Annotated in this window: 19 protein-coding genes and 2 pseudogenes; 15 read left to right on the top strand and 6 right to left on the bottom strand. The window is 53.2% G+C overall.

Going from position 1 to position 17,878, the window contains the following annotated elements:
* Positions 1-111: 111 nt before the first annotated feature.
* The 11 genes from QN379_RS16195 to QN379_RS16145 all read left to right on the top strand — a co-directional run bounded on the left by QN379_RS16195 (position 112) and on the right by QN379_RS16145 (position 10,503).
* Entirely contained in the window at positions 112-393 is a 282-nt protein-coding gene (locus QN379_RS16195; protein ID WP_322238683.1) for a UxaA family hydrolase, read from the top strand.
* Between the two features lie 94 nt (positions 394-487).
* Complete coding sequence (locus QN379_RS16190) at positions 488-1,657, top strand: UxaA family hydrolase (RefSeq protein ID WP_322238682.1); 1,170 nt, start codon at positions 488-490, stop codon at positions 1,655-1,657.
* Positions 1,658-1,857: 200 nt separating this feature from the next.
* The gene (locus tag QN379_RS16185) at positions 1,858-2,646 is read left to right on the top strand and encodes an ABC transporter ATP-binding protein (RefSeq protein WP_322238680.1); all 789 of its coding nucleotides are present in this window, start codon (positions 1,858-1,860) and stop codon (positions 2,644-2,646) included.
* The gene (locus tag QN379_RS16180) at positions 2,639-3,544 is read left to right on the top strand and encodes an ABC transporter permease (RefSeq protein ID WP_323507072.1); all 906 of its coding nucleotides are present in this window, start codon (positions 2,639-2,641) and stop codon (positions 3,542-3,544) included. The genes QN379_RS16185 and QN379_RS16180 overlap by 8 nt, the downstream gene beginning before the upstream one ends.
* 35 nt (positions 3,545-3,579) lie before the next feature.
* Positions 3,580-4,518 (top strand): hydroxyacid dehydrogenase, encoded by a 939-nt coding sequence (locus QN379_RS16175; protein WP_323507071.1) that lies wholly within the window; start codon positions 3,580-3,582, stop codon positions 4,516-4,518.
* 75 nt (positions 4,519-4,593) lie between these two features.
* Positions 4,594-5,610: an Ldh family oxidoreductase gene (locus tag QN379_RS16170; protein WP_323507070.1), complete on the top strand. Its 1,017-nt coding sequence runs from the start codon at positions 4,594-4,596 to the stop codon at positions 5,608-5,610.
* A gap of 615 nt (positions 5,611-6,225) precedes the next feature.
* A complete protein-coding gene (locus QN379_RS16165) occupies positions 6,226-7,446 on the top strand; it encodes a PQQ-dependent sugar dehydrogenase (protein WP_322238672.1) in 1,221 nt (406 codons plus the stop codon).
* A gap of 80 nt (positions 7,447-7,526) precedes the next feature.
* Positions 7,527-8,213 carry a c-type cytochrome gene (locus tag QN379_RS16160; RefSeq protein ID WP_323507069.1) on the top strand — a complete coding sequence of 229 codons (687 nt, stop codon included), beginning with the start codon at positions 7,527-7,529 and terminating at the stop codon, positions 8,211-8,213.
* A 107-nt stretch (positions 8,214-8,320) separates the two neighbouring features.
* Positions 8,321-8,947: a class I SAM-dependent methyltransferase gene (locus QN379_RS16155; RefSeq protein ID WP_322238669.1), complete on the top strand. Its 627-nt coding sequence runs from the start codon at positions 8,321-8,323 to the stop codon at positions 8,945-8,947.
* 266 nt (positions 8,948-9,213) lie between these two features.
* Positions 9,214-9,639, top strand: a complete 426-nt coding sequence (locus tag QN379_RS16150) for a beta-lactamase hydrolase domain-containing protein (protein WP_322238667.1) — start codon at positions 9,214-9,216, stop codon at positions 9,637-9,639.
* Positions 9,640-9,834: 195 nt separating this feature from the next.
* Complete coding sequence (locus tag QN379_RS16145; RefSeq protein ID WP_322238665.1) at positions 9,835-10,503, top strand: hypothetical protein; 669 nt, start codon at positions 9,835-9,837, stop codon at positions 10,501-10,503.
* 195 nt (positions 10,504-10,698) lie between these two features.
* Here QN379_RS16145 and merA read toward each other — a convergent pair.
* From merA to merT, 3 genes and pseudogenes are all read right to left on the bottom strand, one after another.
* A pseudogene (gene merA / locus QN379_RS16140) lies at positions 10,699-12,084 on the bottom strand (mercury(II) reductase); the annotation flags it as partial.
* 89 nt (positions 12,085-12,173) lie between these two features.
* Positions 12,174-12,467 (bottom strand): mercury resistance system periplasmic binding protein MerP, encoded by a 294-nt coding sequence (gene merP / locus QN379_RS16135; protein ID WP_322238663.1) that lies wholly within the window; start codon positions 12,465-12,467, stop codon positions 12,174-12,176.
* A 13-nt stretch (positions 12,468-12,480) separates the two neighbouring features.
* Positions 12,481-12,831, bottom strand: coding sequence for a mercuric ion transporter MerT (merT, locus tag QN379_RS16130; protein WP_322238661.1), 351 nt, complete (start codon positions 12,829-12,831; stop codon positions 12,481-12,483).
* Between the two features lie 71 nt (positions 12,832-12,902).
* Here merT and merR point away from each other — a divergent pair, with 71 nt between their 5' ends.
* The gene (gene merR / locus QN379_RS16125) at positions 12,903-13,334 is read left to right on the top strand and encodes an Hg(II)-responsive transcriptional regulator (RefSeq protein WP_323507068.1); all 432 of its coding nucleotides are present in this window, start codon (positions 12,903-12,905) and stop codon (positions 13,332-13,334) included.
* Between the two features lie 98 nt (positions 13,335-13,432).
* Here the strand turns inward: merR and QN379_RS16120 are convergent, their stop codons facing one another.
* The 3 genes from QN379_RS16120 to QN379_RS16110 are packed head-to-tail and all read right to left on the bottom strand — an operon-like array spanning position 13,433 to position 14,649.
* The gene (locus QN379_RS16120; RefSeq protein ID WP_322238657.1) at positions 13,433-13,879 is read right to left on the bottom strand and encodes a YeeE/YedE family protein; all 447 of its coding nucleotides are present in this window, start codon (positions 13,877-13,879) and stop codon (positions 13,433-13,435) included.
* Positions 13,880-13,889: 10 nt separating this feature from the next.
* Entirely contained in the window at positions 13,890-14,318 is a 429-nt protein-coding gene (locus tag QN379_RS16115; RefSeq protein WP_322238655.1) for a YeeE/YedE family protein, read from the bottom strand.
* Positions 14,311-14,649, bottom strand: a complete 339-nt coding sequence (locus QN379_RS16110; protein ID WP_322238653.1) for a metalloregulator ArsR/SmtB family transcription factor — start codon at positions 14,647-14,649, stop codon at positions 14,311-14,313. Before QN379_RS16110 ends, QN379_RS16115 begins: the two co-directional genes overlap by 8 nt.
* Before the next feature lie 489 nt (positions 14,650-15,138).
* Between QN379_RS16110 and QN379_RS16105 the strand changes: the two genes are divergently transcribed.
* From QN379_RS16105 to QN379_RS16095, 3 genes and pseudogenes are all read left to right on the top strand, one after another.
* Positions 15,139-15,828 (top strand): VIT family protein, encoded by a 690-nt coding sequence (locus QN379_RS16105; protein WP_322238651.1) that lies wholly within the window; start codon positions 15,139-15,141, stop codon positions 15,826-15,828.
* Positions 15,829-16,259: 431 nt separating this feature from the next.
* Positions 16,260-16,583: pseudogene (locus QN379_RS16100) on the top strand (TIGR01244 family sulfur transferase); the annotation flags it as partial.
* 45 nt (positions 16,584-16,628) lie between these two features.
* Positions 16,629-17,858, top strand: a complete 1,230-nt coding sequence (locus QN379_RS16095; protein ID WP_322240668.1) for an FAD/NAD(P)-binding oxidoreductase — start codon at positions 16,629-16,631, stop codon at positions 17,856-17,858.
* Positions 17,859-17,878: the final 20 nt, after the last annotated feature.

The following is a 17,878-nucleotide window of genomic DNA, read 5'->3' as shown; positions in this document are numbered from 1 at the left end:
ATAAATATTAAATCATATAGGTCATATAGTTGACCTCGCAGAAATTAGCGCCTAAGCTTTCTGAATTCGCCAGTGATGCGAACACGTATTTTCCAAACCGAGGAGCTAAAAATGATTCACGTTGTTTTGCACGATGCAAAGGACTCCGTTGCTGTAGCAGTGGTGGAGGGCATTAAGGCTGGTACCGAACTAACCGCCTGGATCATGGATGACGACCGTACCATCACCGTCAAGGCGCTACAAGATATACCGATGGGTCATAAGGTAGCGATGAAGCCGATGGAAGTGGGCGATACGGTTTTCAAGTATGGCGTCGATATCGGCAAAGTGATAGTCGCCGCCAAGGTCGGCGAGCACGCCCACGTGCATAACATCAAGACCAAGCGCTGGTAAATCTTCGCGAGGCAGCCGTCTCGCAGGCTGCAAACAGGGCTTGTGCCCCTCAGCCTTATTCCTTTTCTTCCATTCAATTCCTGAGGTTCAGATCATGATCAGCAAAGACAGCACATTCCTTGGCTTTCGCCGCGAAAACGGCCGCGTCGGCGTCCGTAATCACGTCATCATCCTGCCGCTCGACGATCTGTCGAATGCTGCTTGTGAAGCCGTGGCTCACAACATCAAGGGCACGATGGCGATTCCTCATCCGTATGGCAGGCTCCAATTTGGCGCGGACCTGGATCTACATTTTCGTACCCTGATTGGCACCGGGTCCAATCCGAACGTCGCTGCCGTGGTCGTGATTGGTATTGAAGACAGTTGGACCAAGAAAGTAGTGGATGGTATTGCAGCGACCGGTAAGCCGGTGATCGGCTTCGGCATCGAAGGGCATGGCGATCATGAAACGATCATGAATGCTTCAAAAAAAGCGCGTGAGTTCGTCCAGTGGGCATCCGAAAAACAGCGTGAGGTGTGTCCCATCAGCGAGCTGTGGGTATCGACCAAGTGCGGCGAGAGTGATACCACTTCTGGTTGCGGTGCCAACCCGACAGTCGGCAATGCTTTCGATAAATTGCATGCTCTCGGCTCAACGCTGGTGTTCGGCGAAACCTCGGAAATCACCGGTGGCGAAACCGTCCTGGCGGCGCGCTGCGCCAATGACGCGGTGCGCAAGCAATTCATGTTTATGTTTGACCGCTACCAAGACATGATCAACCGCCACAAGACCTCCGACCTGTCGGACTCGCAGCCGACCAAAGGCAACATCGCCGGCGGCCTGACGACTATCGAAGAAAAAGCGATGGGCAATATTCAGAAGATCGGCAAGCATTGTACGGTCGATGGCGTCCTCGACAAGGCGGAAATGCCGACCCATTCCGGACTCTGGTTCATGGATTCCTCGTCGGCTGCAGCCGAGATGGTGACTCTATGCGCCGCTTCCGGTTTTGTGGTGCACCTGTTTCCTACGGGCCAGGGCAACGTGATCGGCAATCCGATCCTGCCAGTGATCAAGATTTGTGCCAATCCACGAACCGTACGGCTGATGGGCGAGCATATTGACGTTGATTGCTCGGGGCTGCTGCAACGCGAACAGACGCTCGACCAGACTGGAGACAAGCTGCTGGAAATGATGCTGGCGACCTCGAATGGTCGTTTGACCGATGCCGAGGCACTTGGCCATCGCGAATTCGTTCTGACCCGGCTATACGAAAGCGCCTGATCTGGCGCCGCGGGATCTTCGTAAAGCTGCGCAGACAGCGGGATACAAATGGGCTGCCATGTGCGACAGGCAAGGCAGGCCCGGCTTCAATGAAGTTGAACCCAATACGGAGAATTGACAGGATAGCCGGCACAGATCGGCATCAGGCGCACGCAGATGTGCGCACCATGCCGTCAGGTTGGTTATAAAGAGGAATGACAATGAACACTTTGCCGCAACCCTTGCTCGACGTCCGCGGGGTAACCTTGCAATACAAGACCAAAGAACATCTGGTTACTGCTACCTATCGTGTCGACTTCAAGGTCTATCAATCCGATCGTTTCGTCCTGCTGGGCCCATCCGGGTGCGGCAAGTCGACGTTGCTCAAGGCGGTCGGTGGGTATATGACGCCGACCGAAGGCGAGATGCGTCTGCATGACAAGATCATCACCAGGCCGGGGCCGGACCGTATGATGGTATTCCAGGAGTTCGATCAGTTACCGCCCTGGAAAACGGTCAAGCAGAATGTCATGTTTCCGTTGCTGGCCAGTGGCAAACTGAAAGGCAAGGCGGCCGCAGAAAAGGCCATGCAATATATCGAGAAAGTCAATCTCACCAAATTCTGTGATCACTACCCACACATGCTCTCGGGCGGCATGAAGCAGCGGGTGGCGATTGCACGCGGCATGGCGATGGAACCTGACATTCTGTTGATGGATGAGCCGTACGCCGCGCTGGACGCATTGACGCGCAAAAAAATGCAGGATGAATTGTTACATCTGTGGGACGATACAAGGTTCACGGTGCTGTTCGTGACACATTCTATTGCCGAGGCGGTCAAGATCGGCAATCGCATTCTGTTGCTGTCGCCACACCCCGGCCAGGTGACGGCTGAACTCAATAGTACAGGGGAAGATACTATCGATGCCAACGGTGAGCGCCTGACCGACCGTATCAACGGCATGCTGTTCTCTGAGCCGGTCGAGCCAGAAGAGGTGTCCCATGTCTGACGTGTCCGACATCCATCGTGCCGAGGTTTCGCTGCGCCCGAACATCGAGCGTGCCGAATATTTTGCGGTAAAGGCGCCGAGCACCGAATTCGGAGTGGTGCAAAAACCGCTGACATCCTGGGAGAAACTTTATAACAAAGGTAGCCTGCGCAAGATTGCAATCCTGGTCTTGTTGGCGGTGATCTGGGAAATCTATGGGCGCTGGCTGAACAACCCGTTGCTGTTCCCGACGTTTTCCTCGGTGATCGTGGCCCTGGTGGCCGGCATCGTTAGTGGTGGCTTGATCGGCAAGTGCCTGTTTTCAATCAAGGTGTTGTTGATCGGTTATGCCGCCGGTCTTGCACTAGCGGCCCTGCTAACGGTGTTTGCCATTACCTCCCGCATAGGCCGCGATGTTCTCGAGACGCTTACCTCGATGTTCAACCCGCTGCCGGCCATTGCCTTGCTGCCGTTATCGTTGCTGTGGTTCGGCCTGGGTACCGGCAGTCTGGTGTTCGTATTAATCCACTCAGTCCTGTGGGCGGTGGCATTGAACACCCATTCGGGTTTCCAGTCGGTAAGTCAGACCCTGCGCATGGTCGGCAAAAATTATGGCCTGCGCGGCTTGCCGTACGTCTTTGCAATCCTGATTCCGGCTGCGTTCCCCAGCATCTTGACCGGGCTGAAAATCGGCTGGGCGTTTGCCTGGCGTACGCTGATTGCCGCCGAGCTGGTGTTTGGTGTGAGTTCCGGTAGCGGTGGGCTTGGCTGGTTTATTTACGAAAACAAGAATCAGCTGGAAATCCCCAGTGTTTTCGCCGGGCTGTTGACGGTGATCCTGATCGGCCTGTTCGTGGAAAATTTCATTTTCCGTATCATTGAGCAGCGCACCGTCGAAAAATGGGGGATGCAGAATTGAACACTCAGAATAGTAACGCGACGGCAGGAGAGCTTATGAAAATCGTCATTACTGAATTCATGGATGATGCGGCCGTCGACGTCCTGCGCGCTGCCTTTGATACGTGCTACTTACCGACGCTGGTCGACCAGCGCGCCGATCTGCTGGCGCAGCTGGAACAGGTGGATGCCTTAATCGTACGCAACAGAACCAAGGTCGATGCGGCGTTACTCGCCGCAGCACCGAACCTAAAAGTAGTGGGTCGGTTGGGTGTGGGGCTTGACAATATCGATGTCGCAGCATGTGCAGCACGTGGCATCGAAGTCATTCCTGCAACTGGCGCAAATGCCCGCGCAGTCGCCGAATATGTGATCGGAACGGCCATGGCCTTGCTGCGCCAGGCCTATACCCGCAGCGCCGAAACCGCTGCTGGCAAGTGGCCGCGCGCAGCCTTGTCGAATGGTCGCGAGCTGTCCGGCAAGACCCTCGGTCTGATTGGTTTTGGCGGCATCGGTCAATTGACCGCACGGTTGGCGCAGGCGCTGGGCGTGCATGTAATTGCGTACGACCCGATGTTTGGCCCAAAGGCGCCAGTATGGGCTGCAACAGGCGTTGCCTGCACCCGCATAGACGACCTGCTGCGGGTTGCCGACATTGTCTCGTTGCACGTACCACTGGTGGACCAGACCCGTAATCTGATCAACGCTACGGCATTGGCGAAGATGAAAAAAACATCGATCCTGATCAACACCTCGCGCGGCGGTATCGTTGACGAGTCGGCGCTGGCACAGGCATTGCACGCCAGCAACCTGGGTGGTGCGGCGATCGACGTGTTTATGCAGGAACCACTGGCCGCCGACACGCCGCTAGCCGATGCGCCGAACCTGATCCTCACGCCGCATATTGCCGGCGTCACGGAGGAATCGAATACCCGGGTCAGCGCAGTAATCGCTACACTGGTGGGCAATTACTTGCGCCAGAAGCAGTCACTCTGAAACAAATTTAGTGCGGCCAATCGACACTATGCGCCTGTCGTGCCGTGCACTTTTTCGCTAAAAGGATCCATTATCATGGCGACGCTTTCGATTTCTGAACTAAACTGCCTTGTGACACGCGCTCTCGAATGCTCTGGTGCCACCCCGACTGCAGCTGGCGCCGCCGCACGGGCATTGGTATCGGCCGAAGCCCAGGGTCTGGGTTCGCACGGTGTCTCGCGCGTGCCGCAATATGCGACTTTCCTCGGCAATGGCAGGAGCAACCGTGACGCAGTGCCGGAAATTGTGCGCTCTAAGGGTGGCAGTTGCCTCATCGACGCGCACAGCGGGATGGCATACGAAGCTTGCGCCATGGCCATCAACACCGTCATCGCCCGCGCCGGCGAATTCGGTATCGGCTGTGTCGGCGTCACCAATAGCAATCACTTCGGTGCCGCTGCGGTGCATCTGGAGCCACTCGGCAAGGCTGGGCTGGTTGGACTTGCCTTCAGCAATTCGCCTGCCGCGATGCCAGCCTGGGGCGGCAAGACGCCGCTGTTCGGTACCAATCCGATTGCGGCAGTGTTTCCGCGTCGCGACAAAGCACCCTTAGTCATCGATCTGGCGCTGAGCGAGGCGGCGCGTGGCAAGATCATGCTGGCGGCAAAAGAGGGCAAGCCAATCCCGCTGGGCTGGGCGCTCAACAAAGCAGGGCAGCCGACCACCGACGCCAGGGCAGCGCTGGAAGGCAGCATGCTGCCGGTGGGAGGCGTTAAGGGAGCGATGCTGGCACTCACAGTAGAATTGCTGGCCTGCGCACTGACCGGCGCTGCCTTTGGTTTCGAAGCTGATTCTTTCTTCGTTGATACAGGCAATCAACCGCGCCTGGGTCAATTATTTTTGGCGATTGACCCCGGTACACTGGCTGGCTCAGACACATATTTTAGTCGCACCGAACGCCTGATCGACATGATGTTGGAAGACGAAGGCGTACGTATCCCAGGCGAGCGGCGCCGTGACCTGGCCAACGCAGCCGTTCGGAACGGCATTACCATTGCCGATGCCTTGCACGTGCAGATCCTGCGCCTGGCTGGCGAGGGTGCCGCAGTATGAGCTTGCCTGCGGACGACGACGGAGGCGAGTAGAAGTCAAGTGCACAATCAGTCGACCACCCCGCACGCTATGACGACAGGATCATATTGATGGATGACCCCGATCGTTTGAGGGCCTTAAAACATTCACGTTCAACAGGAGGAGGAGGGGATCGATCATCCCACCCTTCGTGAGCAATGATTCGGTCACATTACCAGAGACAAATCGGACTGCCGACAGTTTTTTGATCCAGCTTCAAACCGAATGGATTTATCCCGCCAAAGCATAAGACTGGGGGGTAAACGACATCATATTTTCTGCTGTGACGATCATCTATCCTTTTCGAATCATGTGCATGACACACGATCTCTTTGGCGCTTTACTCACCCGCGGTGACAACAGAGCGTCAAGTTCATTAATTCCAAATCCCAGTCAAACCGACTTTTTAAACTCCTATTTTCGTCAGTAATTATCGGTACTTATCAGTATACTGACATGGTATTATCTTAATAATAGTGCCGCAAGGTATTGTTATGTAATGAATAATAATGGATGTCGTTCCCACCATAGCAATGGTTGTCCGTGTGCAAAGAATAAAAGTACTTATAAAAAACCAGCATTACCCAGGAGGAAGACATGAAAATTCGTAATAAATTATTATTAGTCTCGTTACTCACAAGTGTCGGGACTGCCGTCTTTGCGCAGACATCGCCTGCTCCGGCAGTAGCGCCTGCATGGACACAAGGTATGTCAGCGGATCTAGCAAATTCAACTTTACATCCGATCGCGACAATCTTGATCGGACGCAGTGCCAGCGAGCTTCCGATCGAAAAACTAAAAGTGCCACCCGGCTTCAAAGTTGAGGTTTGGGCGGATGGAATTCCGGACGCACGTTCGCTTGCGCTTGGTAGTAAAGGGACCGTTTTCGTCAGCAATCGCGGGCTAAGCAATGTGTACGCCGTAATCGACCATGACGGAAAGCGTGAAGTAAAAACCATCCTTAAAGGACTGAACTCACCGAATGGACTAGCGTTTGCCGACGGCACTCTGTACGTAGCTGAACGCGAACGCATCGTTGCCTATGCTGGGATCGAGGACAATCTCGATAATCCTCCGGCGCCTCGGGTAATCGTCGATGGCCTGCCGGAGCAACCAGGGCACTTCTGGAAAGTTCTGACGACAGGCCCGGACGGTAAAATATATTTCAATATTGGTTCGCCGCAGAATATTACTATGCCGAGTTATATACAGGCAGCAATCCTGCGGGTTGATCCAAAAACGGGCGTCGTGGAAGATGTCGCGCACGGAGTGCGTAATAGCGTCGGTATGGCGTTTAATCCGCGTACGAAAAAGCTTTGGTTTACTTCCAATGCACGCGACTGGATGGGTAACCAAGGACCGGAAGACGTTCTCGAAACTGTGACCAAAGTGGGACAACATTTTGGCTTTCCGTTCTGCCACCAGGGAACGATCCTCGATCCGATCTATGGCAAGAACCGTTCATGCGCCGAATTTACTCCACCGTCGATGTTGTTGGGCGCGCACGTAGCACCTTTGGGAATGCGTTTCTATACGGGTAAAAGTTTTCCTGCGGCGTATCGTAACGACATGTTTATCGCGCTGCACGGCTCGTGGAACAGGGAAGAAAAACAAGGCTACCGAGTAGACCGCGTGCACACCGACGCCAAGGGCCATCTTGTAAAGGAAGTTTTTCTTGACGGATTCATGACCGATGCGCGTGCCGATCCACCGATGTGGGGTCGTCCAGTTGACGTGCTTGTCATGAATGATGGTGCACTTCTGGTTTCCGACGACTATAACGGCGTTGTATATCGAGTCAGTTACGTCGGTAAATAACGATTCCAGGTTGAGGTTTTAACATTTGATGCATCGCAACTGGTGCATCACAACTGTCACAAAGAAATGAGACTTCACACATGAAATCTGACTTATGCAGGCGACCCACGTCGGGTGCTGTAGTGAAGCGGCTCCGTCAAAAGCGATGGATGCGCGCCGCGTGGTTGGCGGGGTGCATGCTGGCGATAAGCAGTGGCACGACGGCGGCGCAGGATATCGCTGTTCCTCCAAAAGCGCAAGTCTGTGCCAGTTGCCACGGGGTTGGCGGTAATTCGCACATTGCTGCCATTCCGAATCTGGCCGGACAACCCAAGCAGTTCCTGGTTGCTGCGCTTTATATGTTCCGCGAAGGCAAACGTAAAAATGACCTGATGTCACCAATGGCATCAGGGCTTAGTAATGCCGATCTGAACGAGCTGGCGACCTACTTTTCGAGTCAGAAGCAGGAACAGCCGACGGCAGTATTGACCGAGCAACAAATTAGCGCCGGGGCGGCGTTGACGCAACAGAATCATTGCATTGCGTGCCACGCGCGGGATTTGGGCGGCCAACAGCACATACCTCGGCTGGCCGGACAACATTACGACTATATCAAAGCGCAACTGATAAGTTTTCACGCCAGTACCCGTTACGATATGGACGGCGTCATGACCTCAGCCGCCCAGGCTCTGTCGGAAAACGATATTGAAACCCTGGCGGTGTATTTATCCGGCCTCACGAGCATCGCACCGATTTCTGCGACGCCCGCAAAGCCTCCGACTAAATAAACGTAGCGTATCGAAAGCAGGCATTGTAAGCAGCAACGCCAACGGTTAATTGGCCGGGCCTTACCGTGTATTCGTAATTAAAAATATTAAGAGTTCTGCAAATTGATATGGATGAACAACTTTATTGGGATGCAATTTACAAGACGAAATCATCTGATGAGGTAAGCTGGTACCGTCCACATCTTGAAAAATCCTTGGAATTGATTCAACGTGCAGCAATCGGCTCCGCGGTGCAGATTATTGATGTGGGTGGCGGCGAAGCCACCCTGGTAGATGACTTGCTGGCAAATGGCTATCGCAATATCAGTGTGCTGGACATCTCACAGACTGCCATTGATGTATCTCGGCAGCGTTTGGGAAAAGCTGCGGATAACGTAGCATGGCTGGTCGGTGATATTACGCAGATTGCATTGCCGCAACAATTTTATGATGTGTGGCATGATCGCGCTGTCTTCCATTTTCTGACCCGGCCCGAGCAACGTGTTGCGTATGTGCGTCAGGTCATGGCGGCGATGAAACCGGGCGGCACAGTCATCGTCGCGACCTTCGGACCGGAAGGCCCGGAAACGTGCAGCGGACTTGATATCGTTCGCTATGACAGCGAAGCACTCCATGATCAATTCGGTGCACGTTTCCGATTAGTGGAAAGTGGCGTGGAAGTACATCAAACACCATTCGGGACGACGCAACAGTTCTTGTATTGTTATTGCAAGATGGACGCCGAATCAACCTGAAAAAAACGCAGAGTTTTGCAAGCTTGCGTACGAGGCGTAAGATGCGTTACACGCACGTCTGCTGTAAAATAGTTAGCTATTGATCACGATCCAATGTTGGTGGATACCGAACGACATTGGCGTGTAAATTGTTCTCATCGGCAGACTAGGCCATTGCTTGAAGCCTTCCTTGCAGATCGTGAAGTTCCAAGGACTTCACTCTGCTATCGTGTCAATGATCTACTCTTCTCCGGCGCGAGCTATTTAACCCACCAAAGAGGACCATTATGAGTACCTTTAAATTAGTCGCCAACGAAATTTATATAGGCCCGCAGCCGAACGATCAAGATCTGCAGGACGCCAGGCAGCAAGGGATTCGCACGATTATTGATTTTCGGGAGCCCTCCGAGACTACTACCTCGAACGAGATACTTACCACAAACCATCATCTGTCGTACGTCAATATTCCAGTCAATAAAACAGCGCCAAACGCTAGCCAGATCAGGGACCTGACTGATGCACTAAAAAATAACGAGGGTCCTTTTTTGCTGCATTGCGTGAGCGGTGCGCGTGCAGCGTTAATACTCTCCCTGAGCAGGGCTGAGCAGCATGACTGGAATGGCGAGCAGACCATGCTGGAAGCCAAAAAAATGGGCTACGATTTAACGGCGTTTCCGGAATTTTGTACGTTTGTGGCACAGAACCGGAATTAGATCATGCTCCACTAATAGCGATGATCAAACGCGATTCGCCTCACGGTGAGGCGTTTTAGGCGTGACCGTGTGCGTACCTTTCCGCGGCATGAGATAGTGGCCCTGGTCGCTTATAACGCGTAAAAATCCACGGGTTGCTTGATTGCCGAAGGTGGCAAGCGAAACGGCTTCAAACTATTGGAAACAAGGACCACAATGATTCGATTTTTTTCAACAGAAATAAAAAAAACCGTTGGCTTTAGTATTCTCGCATTAGCGACATTGACCAGTCTGACTGCACGAGCAGACGACATCTCACGAATATTGCCCTTGCAGACCCATGCCGCTTTTTTTTCCAGTGAAACCAAACAAAAAACTCCTCTGGACCCGCAGGTGTTTGTTGCGGCGCCGACGGCCCCTGCAGCAACCGGCCCACAAGGTATCGAGCATATTGCCGGGGTGCGCAACGCATTGATTTCCGATATGCCCGAGCTACCGATCATGAACGCCATGGGCAAGTCATTGGACATGACACTGGGGGCCTGGCTAGCCGCGCAGGGTGACGTTGTCCTGACCAACATGCCGAATGGAACACAAAAAATTACGTTAATTTTGACGCACCTATTTCCACACGGCGTCTATAGCGTATTCGAGAACCATTTTGATCAGAAGCCAGTCGGATTTACACCACTTGACGGCAATGGAACCGCGAATAAATTTGTCTCTGATGGCGAAGGCAAAGCCAATGTCACCATCATTTCGCCATTGCCACTAACGCACGATAATGCTGTGCTGGTTATTTACCATTCCGATGGCAAAACCCATGCAAAATTGCGTGGTGATATTGGCGTTGATGCGCATCATCAACTGATTGTCAGACCCTGACTAGCGCTTTTAAGTAAAGCAGTATTGTGATTAGTTTTAATTTTGCTGTGTAACCGATAGCGTCGATACGACGCTGTCCAAGCATTGGTCCGACCCGGCGGTGCATTATGCAGCTGCCACGGTCATTCTTCAGGCCTCGGCCATACCGGCAATTCGACAAGTGCTATTTCGCATGCTACGAAGACTGTCCTCGCTTCACCCTGCGCAACAAGACAGTTGCTTGACGTCTTTAAAAAAAGTCTGAGCGCAAAGCTTTAATCCTTCTACCATCGTCAGGTACGGAAACAACTGATCGGCTAGCTCGTGCACCGTCAAGCGTGCCAGAATAGCCATTGCAGCAGTCTGAATCAATTCACCGGCTTCCGGTGCCACTATATGCACCCCGATCAGAATGCCGGAAGGCCTGTCAACGACCATCTTGATAAACCCCCGTGTGGCGAAATTGACCAGTGCCCTCGGAACATTATCAAGCGTCAGTATCCGACTTTCAGTGTTAATCCCGATAAGGTGTGCTGCGGCCTCGCTCAGCCCCACAGCGGCAACCTGAGGATCGGTGAAGACGACCGCTGGCATTGCGCTCAGATCAAGACTGGCAGTACCACCCGTCATGTTGATGGCTGCGCGGGTACCCGCTGCGGCTGCTACATAGACATATTGTGGCTGGTCAGTGCAGTCTCCGGCGGCGAAGATGTTTTCTGCGCTGGTGCGCATACCCTGATCAATCATGATGGTACCGTCTGCCTTAACAGCAACACCCGCCGCTTCCAGTCCTAGGTTGCTGGTATTGGGCGCGCGTCCGGTCGCGATCAATAGCTGGTCTGCAGTGACTTCGCCGTATGGCGTGGTAAGCGTGAACTCGCCATTCGTATAGCGAACCTGGCTGGCCTGTGTGTGTTCCAGCACTGTGATGTTCTCGGCGCGAAAAGCGGCCGTGACGGTTTCCCCGATGGCAGGGTCTTCGCGCGACAACAGCGTGCTGCGCGCAAGTAGCGTCACTATGCTGCCCAGACGGGCAAATGCTTGCGCCAATTCCAGCGCAACCACCGATGAACCGATCACGGCCAATCGGTGGGGAATATTGTCATTGATCAAGGCCTCGGAAGAGGTCCAGTAGGGTGTATCGTTTAAGCCGGTGATGGGTGCAACGTGCGCACTAGCGCCGGTGGCAATCAGGCAGCGGTCGAACGCGACGACGCGTTCACCGCCGTCATTCAAGCGCACCATCAGACTCTGACCGCCGTTGAAGTGTGCCTCACCACGCACTAGGGCAATCGCTGGATTGCTCTCTAATATGCCCTCATATTTGGCAGCGCGTAATGCATCCACGAGAGCTTGTTGCTGCGTTACCAGCTTGCTGCGATCAATGACCGGTTTAGTCGCCCCTATGCCTTCATCGAATGGGCTTATGCGGCGAAGATGGGCGATATGCGCAGCCCGGATCAGGATTTTGGATGGCACGCAGCCGCTGTTGACGCAGGTACCTCCGATGATGCCACGCTCAATCAACGTAACTCGGGCGCCTTCATCGACGGCTTTAAGTGCCGCCGCCATGGCCGCGCCACCGCTGCCGATAATGGCTATATGCAAACCACTACCGGAATTTTTAGGTAAGTCATTTTCGTCGCCTCGCAGGTGTTGCGTTTCCGCGCAAGTCATTGTTGGGAAGTTTTTCACCTTGTATTCTTCGGCGACGATGGATAGCCGGCGTTTGCAGTCGCTTTGGTCAGAGTCTCGACCTCGGTTTTGCTATCGTCGAATGTGACGATCGCTTCGCGCTGATCGTAAATGATCTTTGTCTTGGTGACGCCCGCCACTTTCGAGATCGCGTGCTTGACGGTAATCGGACAGGTGCTACAGGTCATGCCTGGTACCGATAATGTCACCGTCCGGGTGGCAGCCTTTACCGGAGCAATAGTGGCCATGATGGCAGCTGCCAAAGCGAGGGATGAAAATAGTTTTGTCATGGAAGACTCCTGATTAATAGAAAAATGGCGCTATCAGCGGGAAACCTAACGCTATTAATGTCAGCACGGAGACCACCCAGAAAATAGCTTTGTAGGTTTTTCTTACCTGCGGTATTGCGCATACATCAGCGGGCGCGCACGCTAGGGCGGGGCGGAATATTTTTTTCCATGAGACGATCATCGCCACCAGGGCGACGCCGAGGAAGAGCGGACGGTAAGGCTCAAGCAAGGTCAAATTGCCGATCCACACGCCGCTGAATCCCAGCAGCATGAGGATCAATGGCCCCAGACAGCAAGTCGAGGCAAGGATGGCTGCGACCCCACCTGTGAAGAGGGCGATGCGCCCGTTTTTTGATGTCGACATGCGTTGTTCCTGTTAAAACGTTCACGAATAGCGTAACCTTAATACCGTAGTCAAGTACGGAGTCAATCGCTATGCACACTATTTCAGACAATCTGACGATCGGCTTATTCGCCAAAGCCGCCGGGGTGAATGTAGAAACTATTCGTTTTTATCAACGCAAGCGTTTATTGACCGAGCCCGACAAACCTTACGGCCGCATCCGTCGGTATGGCGAGGCAGATGTAGCGCGGGTACGGTTTGTGAAGTCGGCCCAGCGACTGGGCTTTAGCCTGGATGAAATCGCAGAATTGCTCAGACTTGAGGACGGTGCGCACTGCCTGGAAGCGCGGCAAATAGCCGAGCACAAACTACTGGATGTGCGTCAAAAGATGGCCGACCTCGCCCGCATGGAAGCAGTGTTGTCGATAGTGGTAAGTGCCTGCGATGCTCGCAAGGGGAATGTATCCTGCCCCATGATCGTGTTACTTCAAGAAAAGCAACGCATGGACAATTTAGCAAAATAGGAAAACACTACCTTTTGCACACTTAAGTTTTAGATGGGGCACGCTCAAGTCCCCCGCATTTTGTTTATTATCGTTAAGCAAATGTGCCGAGGGAACGATCAACCTTTCCAGGCAGTTTTTTTAGATACGTTCGCCGAGTAACGTTCGATGATCTCAAACATCACCATGCCGCTCAACATTGCCAACGTAAAAATCCAGGGCTTGCCCGAACCGGTCGTCAAAGATACTAAAACAGGGCCAGGACAGTAGCCAGCCAGCCCCCAACCGGCACCAAATGCCAGTGCACCAAAGATCAGACGACGATCGATTTGTCGCGCCGTAGGCAGACGCATCGGCGCGCCCAGGAGCGACTTGGTGCGCGTGCGGGCGCAGCGAAATGCAACCAGACCTACCAGAATCGCGCCTCCCATCACCATTGCCAGCGACGGATCCCATTTGCCGCTCACATCCAGAAAACCGATCACCTTGGACGGGTCGGTCATACCAGAAATAATCAGGCCGATTCCAAAAATGAGTCCACTCAATAATGCTGTCATTAGTTGCATGCCGCGCTCCTTAATTGATCAAATGGCGAAGGATGAACACGGTCATGCCACCGGCCAGCATGAACAGGACAGTGGCGACCATTGAACGTGGTGACAGGCGCGATAAACCGCACACGCCATGCCCGCTGGTACAACCGGCACCATAGCGTGTTCCGAGTCCGACCAGCAGTCCGGCTACGATCAGGGTGGCCGTATCGGCATCAATTTGAACGAAGGGAAGTGGGGCTATCCCTTGATACATCAGGGGCGCAACGATCAAGCCAGAGAGAAAGGCAACACGCCAGCCGACGTCGCCGGAGGTCGGGCGCAATAGCCCGCCTACGATGCCGCTGATACCGGCAATACGGCCGTTGAAGAATAAAAACAGCGTGGCGGCGAGCCCGATCAATAGTCCACCCGCCAGCGCGGACCATGGCGTGAAGTGGCCCCAGTCAATCATTACTCTCTCCTGCGTTGGCGGCGCAAAATTGTTCATATAAAACCTGCATCACGGCCATGGCGGGCTTGCTGGCAATACTGTAAAAAATCTGTTTGCCCTCGCGTCTGGTACTCACCAAGCTTTCTTCGCGCAACACGCTGAGTTGCTGTGACAACGTCGGTTGCAAGATAGCGGTCAAGGTTTCGAGTTCGCCCACGCTGTGCTCGCTCTGGCTTAACTGGCACAGCAACAGCAAGCGATCGGGATTTGCCAGCGCTTTCAACAAACCACTGGCTTGCAAGGCGGCCAGTCGCATCGCTTGGATATCGATGCTTTCTCCATTACTTTTCATCTGTATTTCCAATCTGTTTGTACACTATACTAAGATAAATTATACTATATATTTTAATATAATATCATTATATGATTTGATAAAAATTACCTCATATTCAACAATCAACATAGTTCAGTGGTAAGTTTTTATTTGGTGTGCTAAAGCGATATTTTTTTCAACTATCCAGTCTATTTTCTTATTAGTCCACACCCATGCCAATTTTCCCGATCTGGATCATGGGCAACCACATTGACGATCCTATTTTGTTGAGGCGGGTACGATTCTGAAATGATCACCACCGAAAAAAACGACACGTGTTTGCCGCCAATAAAGAGCGGAAGATTGCGCTATCGCAACACTCGGTGTAACGGCAATCATTCCCAATATGATTCCCAGTATCTTGTGTTGGCATTCAATAGGCGCCCCTATAAAATAAGGCCCGCTGGCGCCCGGTATCCTCAATCTGCACGCCACGTCCCTGATTAAAACATTAACGAGAAAAATATCATGCGGCATGACGAACGACATAGTATTGAAAAAATAGGCTGGTTACGCGCTGCAGTTCTGGGGGCCAATGACGGCATTATTTCCACGGCAAGTCTAGTGCTGGGTGTCGCAGCAGCCCATGCCGCCCATGGCAGTATTTTGATTACCGGAGTGACCGGCCTGGCAGCCGGTGCGATGGCCATGGCGACAGGGGAATATGTATCCGTCCATTCACAAGCTGATTCCGAAAAAGCTGCTTTGGCAGAAGAAAGCGCAGAAATTGCTGCCGATTTCGATAGCGAGCATCGGGAGTTAACCGCGATTTATGTAGGGCGCGGTCTCGATTTTCCCCTTGCGAAACAAGTAGCTGCGAAGTTGATGGCACACGATGCGCTGGGCGCCCATGCGCGTGATGAACTAGGTATATTTTCCGGCGCAATCGCCAGACCTTTGCAGGCCGCATGTGCTTCGGCATCCAGTTTTATCGTCGGAGCAATATTGCCGCTAACGGTCGCAGTCATTGTTCCTGAAGCGCATCTTATACCGGCGGTGGCAATTGCCGCGTTGATTTCACTTGCCTTTCTGGGCGGACTGGCCGCAAAAACGGGTGGGGCGAAAATTCTCCCCGGCGTGATCCGCGTCACGTTCTGGAGCGTGTTAGCTATGAGCGTGACATCATCGGTAGGAGCAATGTTCGGTGCGGCAATATAGCATTGACAGCGAGGTGGAGCCACTTCTGCTGGGAAGCGGCGGAAAGGCAAGGAACACAAAAAAACGCAAGGGTAATAAGCCAAACTTGAGAGCGCTGGCGAGATATCGCTGTCGCGTCAGTAACGGTTGAATCAGTGCCTATGTCGATGTGCGTGCAATGTGTCATCCACTACAATAAATATTCGGTGTAGCCAATAGCACTGATGTTCACGGCCTGGCCGCTGGCAACACCATACTTCTCTTTACGCTTATTTCTTGCACCCAGAATCTTCCCGTTGAACATCCCCCCGTAGATGCAATGTAAATATTGAGGCATGTTTCTTAGAAGTTCTATAAATAATACAATCAGGAGTGCTATGCAATCTATAGGTATGGAGCAGTTTAACGGTTGAGTTGATCATTGTGCCAAGCGTATTGGAGGGGGCAAAAGTATGGAGCCGATTGTAAAAGTGACGGAAGATTTTTCAATAACTGGCCAGATAACAGTTGCCGATCTGGCGGCCATTGGCGCTGCCGGTTATCGCAGTGTAATGTGCAATCGTCCAGATGCTGAAGGAGACGCGGAGCAAACGGATTTTTCGGAAATCGCATCCGAGGCGCATACCATCGGATTACACGCCGCTTATTTGCCGGTAGTCCTTCACCAGATCAACGCGCAGGACGTGTATAGTTTCAGGCAACTACTCATCGACCTGCCACCTCCGGTTCTCGCTTATTGCCGCAGTGGGCGACGCGCCTCCACATTGTTTCAACTGGCCCAGGACGCCGCGTCGGCCACGCTTGCCGCAACTGACGAAAAAATTGTTGCTCAGCCAGTTAGCCACGAGGTACTCATCGTCGGTGGTGGCGCTGGTGGAATCGGCGTGGCGGCTAGCCTGCTGCGGCGCGAGCCGGGACTGCAGATCAGTATCATCGAGCCCAGCGAACAGCACTACTACCAGCCGGCCTGGAGCTTGGTCGGTGCCGGTGAATTCGATATCGCCGACACCGTCAGACCCACAACGAGCCTGATACCGGGGTCCGTCCGGTGGTTAAAACAGTGCGCCAGCAGCTTTGATCCGGAAAATCAACAACTGACCCTTTCAGACGGCTCCACCCACTGCTACCAATACTTGATCGTTGCACCAGGTTTAAAATTGTACTGGGCGGGTATAGCCGGTCTTGAAGCGACATTAGGAAGCAATGGCGTGACGTCGAATTATCGGTTTGACCTCGCACCGTACACTTGGTCGTTGGTGCAAACGCTGCGATCAGGCCGCGCCATTTTCACCCAGCCCGCGATGCCGATCAAATGTGCTGGTGCGCCGCAAAAAGCGTTGTATCTGTCGTGCTCCTATTGGGAGGCGCAAGGTGTGTTGTCCAATATCAGCGTCGAATTCGACAATGCTGGCGGCGCGTTGTTTGGTGTGGCGGCATTTGTGCCAGCCTTGATGCGTTATATCGAACGTTATAAGGCTAATTTGCAATTCAATTCAAATCTGGTGGCGGTTGACGGACCAGCCCGTAAGGCATGGTTTGATGTCAAAGACAGCAACGGCCAGACCAGCAGGGTAGAAAAAACGTTCGACTTTCTGCATGTAGTACCGCCTCAGGTTCCGCATGATGTCATCAAAGCCAGCCGCCTGGGGAATGTCGATGGCTGGGTAGAGGTCGACCAAAAAACGTTGCAGCATGTACGCTACCCAACCATCTTCGGTCTCGGCGACGCCTGTTCTACACCAAATGCCAAGACGGTCGCCGCTGTACGCAAGCAAATCGTCGTGGTAGCAGAAAATCTACTGGCGCTGCGTCAACAGCACGCTCTGATCACCGAATATGACGGCTACGGCGCTTGTCCATTAACCGTTGAAATCGGAAAAGTAGTATTAGCCGAATTTGGCTACGGTGGCAAATTGTTGCCGACGTTTCCAATCGATCCCACAGTCGCCCGGCGTTCTGCATGGGTGCTCAAGAAAAACCTGCTGCCTGCGATCTATTGGCAGTTAATGCTCAAAGGCCGCGAGTGGCTGGCGCGGTCGGGTAAGGTATGAGATCGAACATAACGGACAGG

The organism is Glaciimonas sp. Gout2 (genome assembly GCF_035018905.1).
Classification (GTDB): domain Bacteria; phylum Pseudomonadota; class Gammaproteobacteria; order Burkholderiales; family Burkholderiaceae_D; genus Glaciimonas.
This window is presented reverse-complemented; position numbering and strand designations above follow the sequence as displayed.